Genomic DNA, 10649 nt, shown 5'->3' on the forward strand with positions numbered 1-10649 from the left:
CGAGCCTGATTTCCCGGAGCCAAGGCTCGGGGTCTCCACGCTGGAGGTATTCGATGATTGACCTTGGAACGACGCTCGCCTCCGGGGTGCGGCTGCTGCGTGGCCTGCCTCGCCGCCGCGCACAGGTGCAGCAGGCCCGTCGGACGGCCGCCGCGTGGGCGGCCGAGCACCCCGAGCTGAAGGCGGAGCTCGTCGTCGACGAGCGTCCCGGCACCTCGGTGGTCGACTTCGACCTGCTGCTCCAGGACCCGGAAGGCGGGACGATCGCGCTCACCGCGCAGGCCGACGACGGCGTCCCTTGGCTGATCGACCACTCCACGCACCGGGCGGCGGGCCGGCTGGTCAGCGTGGACGAGATACACCTGTCGGTCGCCCAGGCGCTCACCATGATCCGTTCGCTGTCACGCCGCGACGCGACGCCGCACGACGAGATCGTCGACCAGTGCCTGATCCTGAACGAGATCCAGCACGACGACACGCCGGTCAGCGACGAGGACCTGCAGGCCGCCTCGGAGGAGTTCCGCCGGGGGCGGGGCCTGCACGACCGCGCGACGACGCCGGCCTGGCCGGCCGAGATGGGGATGACCCTCCAGCAGTTCGACGCCTACATCGGCGGTGTCGCCAGGCGCCGGAGCTTCCGCCGCCGCAGGGAGGCCGAGCTCGGCCCGGCCTACCTGGCCGCGCACGCCGAGCGCTTCGACCGGGTGCGTGCGCTCTGGAGCATCGGGCCGGAGCAGGTCCTCGCGGACCTCGGCGGTGATTCACCGGAGGGCCTCCTCCCCTCGCTCGCGGGTCCGGCCGGCGAGGTGGAGACCACGATCGCCGAGCGTTTCGCCTTCGAGCTGCCCGAACCGTTGCAGGAGGGCGCGCCCGGAGACGTCGTCGGGCCGGCGGCCCATGGCACCGCCTTCCTCGCCGGGGTCATCCTGGGGCGTGCGGCCTCGTCGGCGGACGAGCGGACCCTGGCCGCGGCCGGGCGGGTGGCGTTCACCGAATGGCTGGCCGAGCGCCGCGCCACGGCCTCGATCGAGTGGCACTGGTCGTGACCGACAGGGTTCCCACGGCCGCCGGCGACGACACGCGGAACAAGGTCTTCCGCGAGCGGCCGGTTACCCGCCGAGGTGTGGTGCGCGTGCGGCGGAGGAGCCGTCTCGGATCACTTCACCGGTGAGGTTGCCGTTGGCTCCCGAGCCTAGGAAAACGATAATTTTGGCCACGTCGCCGGAGTTGGAGAGTCGGCGGCTGGGCGTGGCGGCGGCGAGAGCGTCGGTGACGAACTCCGGAATGTCCCGGCTGTCGGTCAGGGTGAAGCCGGGGGCCACGACGTTGACCAGGATTCCGTCCCGGCCGCCGTTCCAGGCGAGGCTGCGGGCGAGTCCGTACAGGCCCGATTTGGCGGTCCCGTACGGACCCGGCCCGGGCAGTCCCTCCTCCGCGACGCTTGAGGAGATCAGCACGATGCGGCCCCAGCCCCTGGCGCGCATGCCGGGCAGGACCGCGCGGATCGACGCGGCGGTTCCGACCAGGTTGGCGTTGATCATCGCCTCCCACTCCTGCAGCGGTACGTCCTCGAACCGGACGCTGGGATCCGGCGGGCCGTCACCGCCCCAGCGGACGGCGTTGGCGACGAGGACGTCGATCCCGCCCCAGCGTTCGATGACGGTTGCGGCGGCCTGGTCGATGGTCGGCAGGTCTTCGAGGTCGAGACGTACGACGTGCGCCTGCCCGCCCAAGGCCTCGATGTCCGCGGCCACCTTCTCGGCCTTGTCCGGGTTGTTTCGGTAGGTGATCGCGACCCGGGCGCCCTCCCGCCCGTAGGCGCGGGCGGTCGCGGCTCCGATCCCGCTCGACGCGCCGGTGACCAGGACCACGCGGTCTCTGAGTTCGGTGTCCATTGTGTGGGGGGTCCTCTCGTCTTTGCTGATCGGGTACGGCCGGTGCGGGATGTACGCCGGGCTCAAGACGGCGTCCTGGCACGCACCCGGGTGGCCAGGGTGTGCACCGCGTCGAGCGCTGCGGCCTGGGATGCCTCGTGCGTCTCGCGGAACTGGACGAGGAAGGGCATGACCCTGGCGTGCGTGAGCTCGGTATGGACGAACTCCACATCGTCCAGTCCGAGCGAGGAGAAGAAGGCGCGCAGGTAAGGCTCCTGGAAGTCGAAGGACTCCCGGGGAGTGCCCGGCCCGTAGGCACCGCCGCGCGCGCTCAGTATCACGGCCGACTTTCCCTGGAGCGGCAACCAGGGCAGGGCCACGCGGTCGATCCATGCCTTGAGCGCGGCGGGCACCGAGAAGTTGTACATGGGGGCGCCGATGAGCAGGACGTCCGCCGCGAGCAGTTGCTCCACCAGCGGGCGGGTGGCTGCCCAGGCCGCGGCCAGTTCGGAGGTGGTGTCGGCCACCTCGTCCATGGCCTGGATGCCGCGTACCCCGTTCAGGGAGGACTGGGTGGCGAGTTGGACACGGGCTTCGTCGACGGGCGGTACCGGTTCCGCGACCAGGTCGCGGTAGGTGTAGGTCCCTTCAGGATCGGCCGCTTTCCAGGCGGCTGCGAAACTCTCGCCGAGCCTGCGCGAGAACGAGTCGCTTCGTGCGCTGGCGTCCAGGTGCAGCAGATGCGTCACAAGATTGCCTCGCATTCAAGATGATCTGGATTCGCAATCAATATAGAGCAAGATAGTTTCAAGTCAAGAACATCTCGGCTCGCTATCATGGGGCCATGGCCATCTCTCCTGCCTCCGAAAGCTCACCCGGCAGCCGGCTGCACGAGGATCTGCACTGGCTGTTCGCCCGGCTGAAGCAGGGTCTCGCCGGGGCGGAGGCCGTAGCGGTGCGGGAGCACGGCATGAGCCTCTGGGGCTACACGGTGCTGATGGCGGTCGTCGAAGCCCCCGCCCGCACTCAGCTCGCCCTCGCCCAGGCCGTGTCGGTCGACAAGAGCAAACTGGTCGTCATCCTCGACGAGCTGGAAGGCGCCGGCCTGGTTCTCCGTCGGCCGGACCCCGCGGACCGCAGGGCCCGCATCATCGAGGTCACGCCTCAAGGAAGCCTCGCACTCGAGGCCGCCCGCGATGACATCAAGGCGATCGAGGACCGGCTGCTGACCGATCTCGACGCCCCGGTACGGGCGGCGCTGAGGAGCGCGCTACGGCATCTCGCCGGCGCACCCATCCTGCGAATCGAGGACGGACAACCATTTGAAACCGCCTGCGCCCCCACCACGCCTGTTGGAACTCGTTAGCCGGGCCGCCGCGCTGAAGGCACCGGCCGCCGGTTGGCCGGGGCGCCGCGCGAAAGGCACCGGCCCCCGCCACCGGTCGGCAGGACGCCCCCGGAGCCGAACCGCGCCGAAGGCACCGGGCGTCGACACGTGCCTTTCAGGATCGGTGGGCTCGCCTGAGCTGCTCGACGACCCGGTCGAGGGTCTCGATCGGGGCGGTGTACGGCACCCGCAGCCGGTTGGCCCGGGTGCCGTCAGGTGAGAACACCGGCCCCGGGAGCAGGCTGAGCCCTGCCTCGGCCGCCTTCCCCGCGAGTGCCTCACCGGACACACCGTTCAGGCGCAGCCAGAGCGCCAGGCCGCCCTGCGGGAGGGAGAAGCTCCAGGCGTCGTCCCCGTCCAGGCTTCCGGCCAGATGGTCGCGCTGGCGCCGCAGCTCACTCCTGCGCTGGCCCAGCAAGCGGCCCATGAGGGGTAAGACCTCACAGGCCACGAGCTGCTCCATGGGCGGCGGGGCGTACAGACCGCTGATCGGGTCGAGGAGGAGTTCACGGATCAGCGCGGCCGGACCCCGGATCCATCCCACCCGCAACCCTCCCCACACGGTCTTGCTCAGGGAACCGATCGTGACGGCCCGGTCGATCCGGGGCTCGGGCACCGGATGGTCACGCAGGTCCAGGTCGCGCACGGTCTCGTCCACGATCACGGTCACCCCGTACCTGGCCGCCAGCTCCGCGACCTTCCGGCGGTCCTCGGAACCCATCAGCACCCCGGTCGGGTTCTGGAAGTCGGGGGTCAGCAGGGCGGCTCCCCCCGCGGCCTCGCGGAACGCGGTGGCGAGCTGGTCGCCGTCCCATCCCGCCGCGGTGACCCGCGCGGGGACGGTACGGATGCCGAAGCGCCTGAGCGTGGCGAGGGTGTCGAAGAAGGTGGGGTTCTCCACCACGATTCTGCGCGGGCCGAGATGGGTGACGAGCAGCGCCAGCGCGGCACGGGCTCCCGAGGTGACCAGGATCTGTTCGGGGCGGGTGGCCGATCCCTCTCCGGTGTGACGCCGGGCGATCAGCTCGCGCAGCTCGGGCAGGCCGGGTCCGGGCTCGCCGCTCTCCAGCAGCAGCCCCGCCGACCTGCCGAGCGCGCGGGTGACGGCGTCGGTGACGATCGCGCGCGGGGCGGCGGGGACGGCGCGCCGCAGGTCGAGGAGCGAGCCCCGGCCGTCCACCGACAGGGGCGCGTAGCGCTCACCGAGGTTCCGCGGCAGCCGCACCCTGCTGCCGCTGCCGTGCTCGGTGACGAGCCAGCCCTCCTCGCGCAGCCGGGACAGGGCGGCGACGACCGTTCCCCGGCTCACCCCGAGCTCACCGGCCAGGCGCCGCTCCGAGGGCAGCCGGTCCCCGACGCGTACGCGCCCGTCGAGCACCGCCTCGCGCAGCGCGGCGGCCAGCGCACCCGCGAGAGGGCCGCCGAATCGCCGCCATCCTGCCAGAACATCCTTGAGCACTGGTCCAGTTTGCCGTGATTGGACCACGACGCGAACATGCTCCGCTTCCTAGCGTCGAAGCATGAACACCAGACCCGACGCGGGCACCGCTCCCATTCCCGACTCTCCGCACCTCGGCGGCGGCCCCCGGCCCGGACCAACGAACACCAACGGCGACCAGCGGCCCGGACCGTCCGGCGGCGGGGACGACCACCTGTCCGGGGTCCCGGAGGCCGATCACATCCGCGGCCCCCTGGGAGCCGATCGCGCCCGCGTACCCGAACTGATGGAGGCCACCCGCGCGTACGCCGTGCGTCTCCTCGCCGGGCTCGACGACCGCCCGGCGGCGCGGACGCCGGTGCGACCGGCGCCCGAGTCCCTGCCGGAGACGGGGATCGGCCTGGAGGGGGCGATGGAGATGTTCGCGCGGCGCTGGGAACCGGGCTTCGCGGCCAGCGCGGGCCCCCGCTACCTGGGCTTCGTCACGGGTGGCGCGACACCCGCCGCACTGGCGGGCGACTGGCTGACCGGCACCCTCGACCAGAACCCCACCTCCGGCCTGGACTCCCTCGCCCCGGACCTCGAACGGGAGACGGTCGCCTGGCTGCGCGACCTCTTCGGCCTGCCGCCGGAGCACGAGGGGACGTTCGTCAGCGGCGCGACCATGTCCAACTTCGCGGGCCTGGCGATCGCCAGGGAGTGGCTGGGCGAACTGCGCGGCGTGTCGGTGGCCGAGGCGGGCGCGGCCGCGCTCGGGCCGGTGACGGTGCTGTCGGCGAGCCCGCACTCCAGCATCGTCAAGTCGCTGTCCATGCTCGGGCTGGGACGGTCGGCGATCCGGCACGTCGGCGTCCTGCCGGGGCGGGAGGCGGTGGACGTGGCCCTGCTCGCCGAGGAACTCGACCGGCTGGACGGCGCACCGGCGATCGTGGTCGCCAATGCCGGCACGGTGAACACCGTCGACTTCGACGACCTGCGCGCCATCGCCGCCCTGCGCGAGCGTCACCCCTTCTGGCTGCACGTGGACGCCGCCTTCGGCGCCTTCGCCGCGCTCTCCCCCGAGCACGCCCACCTCGTCGCGGGCCTCGGCGAGGCCGACTCGGTCTGCGCGGACCTGCACAAGTGGCTGAACGTGCCCTACGACAGCGCGATCCAGTTCACCCGCCGCCGCGACCTGCAGGCCCGCGTCTTTTTGAACTCGGCCGCCTATCTCACCCCGCTGAGCGAGGAGCCCGACTTCGCGCACCTGACCCCGCAGAACTCACGGCGCCTGCGTGCGCTACCGGCCTGGTTCACGCTGGCCGCCTACGGGCGCGAGGGGCACGCGGAGATCGTCCGCCGCGACATCGCCCTCGCCGCCGGGCTCGGCGCGCGGATCGCCTCGATGGCCGCCTACCGGCTGCTCGCCCCGGTACGGCTCAACGTGGTCTGCTTCACCCTCGCCTCCGCCCCCTCCCCCGAACGGATCGGGGAGGTGGTCGACTCGATCACCGAATCCGGCGAGGCCTTCCTCACCCCGACGGTCTACGCCGGGGTGCCCGCGCTGCGTGCCGCGTTCAGCAACTGGCGCACCACCGAGGCCGACGTCGGCAGAATCGCGAAGATCCTGGAATCGGCCGCGCCCCGGTCGTGACGACGCTCCCGAAGGTCAGGCCACCTGTGCCACCGGCGGTTCCAGCGTGATGACGGCGGACACCTCGGCGCGCAGGCGGCGGCTGAGTGACTCACGCTGGGAGACGACGGTGACGTGCACACCGCACTCGGCGAGCCAGCAGGCCAGGTCGGCGAAGTAGCCGTCGCCCGAGCCGATCACGACCCGGTCGAACCGCTGGTCCATCCGATCGCCCCGGGCGGCCTCGGCCAGGGCCTGGTCCGCGCCGTCGGGGCCGGAACGGGCCAGCAACTGCACACCGTGGAAGGCGATCCCGACCGCGACGAGCGCGCCGTGGTTGACCGCGACGACGAACTGGTCCATCGGGCCGATCGGGACGATACGCCGGTAGAGGACCATGACCTCGGCGACCTCGGGGGTGGTGGGGCGACTGGCCCCTGTCAGGTTCTCGATGTCCAGCAGGTGCATGGCCCGCCCTGAGCGAAGGCGCCGTCTGCCGCGTGACGTGGGGGCCTGGAACCGGTCGATGCGCGTGGTGGGGGTGATCACGGGTCATCGGTTCCTTCCATGATGATGATTTTTAGTGTCCAATGAAGTTCAGTAAAACACGTGTTGATGGAATCGACCAATATCTTTGAGGACGCTGCATGGAGGTGACACACTCAGGTACGTTCCAATCGACACGGACACCGAGCCCGAAGAACCGATGAACGGGACGACCGGGCAGACCGCGACCGACACGGAGGACCAGGTGGACAGGGACGTCCAGGTGACCGCGGCGGACATCGCCCGGCTGGGTGATGTGGGCCGGGCCGCGGTGAGCAACTGGCGCCGCCGGCACGACGACTTCCCCCAGCCCGTCGGCGGCACCGCGACCAGCCCCGCCTTCTCCCTCGGCGAGATCAAGGAGTGGCTGCTCGGCCACAGCGAGGGCAGGTCGCTCCCGGCGCGCGAGTGGCTCTGGCAGGACCTGCGCGCGGGCGTGCCTGAGGAGGATCTCGCCGACCTGATCGCCGACCTCGGCGCCTTCCTGGTCTACCTGGACCGGGAGGGCGACGACTGGGCGGCCCTCTCCGCCGCCGACGACGCGGCCGTGGCCGCCGTGCTTCCCGACCGCGTCCGAGAAGCGTGCGCCGGGCCGATGCGGAGCCCGTTGCCGCCGGAATGCCTCATCCGGGACCGGCTGCCGCTGCTGCGCCGGGTGGCCGCCCTCGCCGTCGAGAGCGGCACGAAGGGGACCTTCGCCTTCCTGCGCGAGCGCTACTTCGAACTGCACACCAAGCGGATGTACGCCACCCCCGAGCCGGTCGCCCGGCTCATGGCGGAGCTCTGCGGCCCCTCCCCCGAGGTCATCCTCGACCCGGCCTGCGGCTCGGGAGCGCTGCTGAAGGCACTGCGCGACCATTCGGATCGCGGTGTACACCTGCTCCTCGGCCAGGACGCCGACGCGGCGACCGCCCGGCTGACCGCCGCGCATCTCGCGCTGCACGCCGCCACCGTACGCGTCTCGCACGGCGACTCCCTCCGCCAGGACGCGTTCCCCGGCACGCTGGTGGACGCGGTCGTGTGCAACCCGCCGTTCAACGACCGCGCCTGGGGATACGAGGAGCTGACCGCCGACCCCCGCTGGGAGTACGGTCTGCCGCCCCGGATGGAGTCGGAACTCGCCTGGATCCAGCACGCCCTCTGCCATCTGAAACCCGGCGGCACCGCCGTCATGCTCATGCCGCCCGCCGTCGCCAGCCGCAGATCCGGCCGCCGTATCCGCGCCCAGCTGATCCGCCGGGGAGCACTCAGCGCGGTGATCACGCTCCCGCTCGGCAGCATCCCCAACATGGCGGTCGCCCTGGCCCTGTGGGTGCTGCGCAGGCCGGCGGACTCCCGCACGCCCGGCCATGTCCTGATGGTCGACACCTCCGACCGGCCGGAGGACTTCGCGCGGGTCGCCGCGGATGCCTGGGAACGCTTCGAGGCCGGTGCGGACATCGATGAACCGGGCGTGAGCCGGGCCGTCCCCGCCGTCGAACTGCTCGACGACGACGTCGACCTCACCCCCGCCCGATATCTCGCGCCGCCGCCCGCGGACCTGTCGCCCGCGCGCGTCACCGGGCAGCGGAACCGAGTGGCCGACCTCCTCCGCCTCGCCGTGGAGCTGGTGCCGACCGTCGAGTCATCTCGGGGACCGAAGGACCTCCCGATGGTCCCGCTCGCCGAACTCCTGCGGCGCGGCATGCTGACGATCCACCACCAGAGCCCGGTGAGACCCGGCGAGCCGTCCGAGGTCGCGGACGGGCTGACCGTCCTCACCGCCGAGGACGTCGTCGACGGCACCCCGCCGACCGCGACCACGCCGGACATCGCCGTACAGCACGAGATCATCGTGCGGCCCGGTGACGTGCTGGTGCCGGGCGTCGCGCGGCGCCCGGTGGCGCGGGTCGCCGGGGAGGGCGGCCCCGTCCTCGGTCTCCGCCTCTCCCTGCTCCGCCCCGACCCGGCCCTGCTCGACCCCCATTTCGTGGCGGGCTTCCTGAGCGGCTCGGTCAACCTGCGCAACTACGCCACCGTGGGCAGCCGCGCCCAGGTGGACGTACGTCGCGCGGAACTCCCGCTGCTGCCGATCGAGGAGCAGCGCGGGTACGGCGCGGCATTTCGGAAACTGGCGGAATTCGAGGCTTCGCTGCGCCGGGCCGCCACCCTCGGCGAGGATCTGGTTCAACTGATATCCGACGGCCTGACCCACGGCGCCGTCCGGCCGTCCACCAACGAGAACTCCGAGAACGACATGAAGGAAAAACCTTGACCTGAGCAAGGCACGGTGGCGGCCCTTGTCGATCTACACGAGGGCGGGCGTCAAGCAACGGGTAGCAAAGACTGGAAGCACGTACTATTATCCTCCTTCATAATGAAGGACGTAACAATCTACGAGAGCGACCCTGACGGCTTCCTCTACGACCCTCGGGTCAGGGCCGCGATGACCCAGTTCACCGATGACGACGGAGACCTGCTCACCTTCGAGGCAGGCGCCGCCGTCCGCACCGCCAACCATGCCGTCGAGCGCATGCGCGCCCACGGCTCCCAGGGACGGGGGGTCAGCGCGGGCGCGCTCGACCTGCTGATCCGCCTCAACAGCAGCGAGCAGGGCATCAGCATCGGCGAGTTGGCCCGGGCCGCCGGGGTCAGCTCCCGCAATGTCACCGGCTTGGTCGACACGCTGGAGCACGACGGGCTGGCCCGCCGGGTCGCCGACCCGAAGGATCGACGTTCGGTTCTGGCCGAGATCACACCTGCCGGGCAGGCCTGGATGGAGGCGTTCCGCAGGCCGTCGCAGCTCGCCATGCGGGCGATGTTCCACGGGTTCGCTCCCGAAGAACTGGTCGTGCTGCGCGACCTGTGCCTGCGGCTGGCCGCCAACCAGCATCGCCTCGCCGAGCACCTGCGCCAGATCGGACAGCAGCCATGACCACGACAGCTCAGGAACAGACCCGTCGCACCGTGCGCGGCTATCACGAGGCCCGCTTCCGCGGCGAGGTGTCCGCGGCGGCGGCATCGCGGGTGGTTGGTGTCGGTGTGCCGAGGACCGTACAGAGCTGAACGCGAGTACAGGTTCGCAGCCGTCACAGGACGGATACGGCTGTTCTGGTCTGCGCCGAGCGTGGTGCCCAGGGCAGCCGAAGAAGATGTCAGCCATGGGTCGCCTTCCTTGCCTGCCGGCTAGGGAGCCACCCCATCCCAAGAGGAGTTCCCGACGTCATGGCCTCCATCCGCCACGAGATCGTCATCGACGCGTCCCCTGAGCACATCTGGGATGTGCTGCGCGATGTCGGAGCCGTGCACGAGCGCCTGCTGCCGGGCCGTGTCATGGACACCCGGCTGGAGGGCGACCAGCGGTTCCTGACCTTTCCCGATGGACACGTCATCCGCGAGCTGATTGTCGCGATCGATGATGATTCCCGCTGCCTGGCCTATTCCGTTGTTGAAGGCGCCAGGCCCCCGCTCGAACACCACCACGCCTCGTTTGAAGTTCGCCCGGAGGGTGCCGGAGCGGGCCGGCTGATCTGGACTACCAACGTGCTGCCACACGGGCAGGCCGCCGAGATCCGCATTCGCATCGAACGCGGCGCAGTGGAGATGAAGCAGGCGATCGAGGCCGCAGCACCCAGCTGAGCCGCAGACCCAGGTGCCCCCTAGGGCCTTCCCTCCGATGTGCGGGCACCTTGACTACCGGATGCTGGAGATACCGACGAGCACGGGGTGGAGACCGAGTTCACCGAGGCCGGGCCGGCCGCCACTGCTTGGTCGCCACCGAGTCGCAGGAGTTCTGCTGTACGAGGGCGCCGG

Annotated in this window: 10 protein-coding genes; 6 read left to right on the top strand and 4 right to left on the bottom strand. The window is 71.0% G+C overall.

The window, feature by feature from the left end; translation table 11 throughout:
• The first annotated feature begins 53 nt into the window (after positions 1–53).
• A complete protein-coding gene (locus ABZ260_RS37085) occupies positions 54–1046 on the top strand; it encodes a TIGR04500 family putative peptide maturation system protein (protein ID WP_355626876.1) in 993 nt (330 codons plus the stop codon).
• A 63-nt stretch (positions 1047–1109) separates the two neighbouring features.
• On the opposite strand, the gene ABZ260_RS37090 is transcribed toward ABZ260_RS37085, so the two are convergent.
• Positions 1110–1895: an SDR family NAD(P)-dependent oxidoreductase gene (locus tag ABZ260_RS37090; protein ID WP_355626878.1), complete on the bottom strand. Its 786-nt coding sequence runs from the start codon at positions 1893–1895 to the stop codon at positions 1110–1112.
• A gap of 62 nt (positions 1896–1957) precedes the next feature.
• Positions 1958–2623: an NAD(P)H-dependent oxidoreductase gene (locus ABZ260_RS37095; RefSeq protein ID WP_355626880.1), complete on the bottom strand. Its 666-nt coding sequence runs from the start codon at positions 2621–2623 to the stop codon at positions 1958–1960.
• A 95-nt stretch (positions 2624–2718) separates the two neighbouring features.
• On the opposite strand from ABZ260_RS37095, the gene ABZ260_RS37100 reads away from it, so the two are divergent.
• Positions 2719–3240 carry a MarR family transcriptional regulator gene (locus ABZ260_RS37100; protein ID WP_355626882.1) on the top strand — a complete coding sequence of 174 codons (522 nt, stop codon included), beginning with the start codon at positions 2719–2721 and terminating at the stop codon, positions 3238–3240.
• A 136-nt stretch (positions 3241–3376) separates the two neighbouring features.
• On the opposite strand, the gene ABZ260_RS37105 is transcribed toward ABZ260_RS37100, so the two are convergent.
• Positions 3377–4720: a PLP-dependent aminotransferase family protein gene (locus ABZ260_RS37105; protein ID WP_355626884.1), complete on the bottom strand. Its 1344-nt coding sequence runs from the start codon at positions 4718–4720 to the stop codon at positions 3377–3379.
• A 61-nt stretch (positions 4721–4781) separates the two neighbouring features.
• On the opposite strand from ABZ260_RS37105, the gene ABZ260_RS37110 reads away from it, so the two are divergent.
• Entirely contained in the window at positions 4782–6332 is a 1551-nt protein-coding gene (locus tag ABZ260_RS37110) for a pyridoxal-dependent decarboxylase (RefSeq protein ID WP_355626886.1), read from the top strand.
• Positions 6333–6347: 15 nt separating this feature from the next.
• On the opposite strand, the gene ABZ260_RS37115 is transcribed toward ABZ260_RS37110, so the two are convergent.
• Positions 6348–6860 carry an NYN domain-containing protein gene (locus ABZ260_RS37115; protein ID WP_350923489.1) on the bottom strand — a complete coding sequence of 171 codons (513 nt, stop codon included), beginning with the start codon at positions 6858–6860 and terminating at the stop codon, positions 6348–6350.
• A gap of 157 nt (positions 6861–7017) precedes the next feature.
• Between ABZ260_RS37115 and ABZ260_RS37120 the strand changes: the two genes are divergently transcribed.
• The 3 genes from ABZ260_RS37120 (at position 7018) to ABZ260_RS37130 (ending at position 10475) form a co-directional block, all read left to right on the top strand.
• A complete protein-coding gene (locus ABZ260_RS37120; protein ID WP_355626888.1) occupies positions 7018–9111 on the top strand; it encodes an N-6 DNA methylase in 2094 nt (697 codons plus the stop codon).
• Positions 9112–9213: 102 nt separating this feature from the next.
• The gene (locus tag ABZ260_RS37125; RefSeq protein ID WP_355626890.1) at positions 9214–9771 is read left to right on the top strand and encodes a MarR family transcriptional regulator; all 558 of its coding nucleotides are present in this window, start codon (positions 9214–9216) and stop codon (positions 9769–9771) included.
• Positions 9772–10061: 290 nt separating this feature from the next.
• The gene (locus ABZ260_RS37130; protein WP_355561688.1) at positions 10062–10475 is read left to right on the top strand and encodes an SRPBCC family protein; all 414 of its coding nucleotides are present in this window, start codon (positions 10062–10064) and stop codon (positions 10473–10475) included.
• Positions 10476–10649 lie beyond the last annotated feature (174 nt).

Source organism: Streptosporangium sp. NPDC006013 (assembly GCF_040614275.1).
GTDB lineage: Bacteria > Actinomycetota > Actinomycetes > Streptosporangiales > Streptosporangiaceae > Streptosporangium.

Bases quoted from the DNA above. Each gene is read 5' to 3' on its own strand.
- ABZ260_RS37125 (WP_355626890.1), top strand. From the start codon at position 9,214: ATGAAGGACGTAACAATCTACGAGAGCGACCCTGACGGCTTCCTCTAC.
- ABZ260_RS37090 (WP_355626878.1), bottom strand. From the start codon at position 1,895: ATGGACACCGAACTCAGAGACCGCGTGGTCCTGGTCACCGGCGCGTCG.
- ABZ260_RS37130 (WP_355561688.1), top strand. From the start codon at position 10,062: ATGGCCTCCATCCGCCACGAGATCGTCATCGACGCGTCCCCTGAGCAC.
- ABZ260_RS37110 (WP_355626886.1), top strand. From the start codon at position 4,782: ATGAACACCAGACCCGACGCGGGCACCGCTCCCATTCCCGACTCTCCG.
- ABZ260_RS37085 (WP_355626876.1), top strand. From the start codon at position 54: ATGATTGACCTTGGAACGACGCTCGCCTCCGGGGTGCGGCTGCTGCGT.
- ABZ260_RS37100 (WP_355626882.1), top strand. From the start codon at position 2,719: ATGGCCATCTCTCCTGCCTCCGAAAGCTCACCCGGCAGCCGGCTGCAC.
- ABZ260_RS37120 (WP_355626888.1), top strand. From the start codon at position 7,018: ATGAACGGGACGACCGGGCAGACCGCGACCGACACGGAGGACCAGGTG.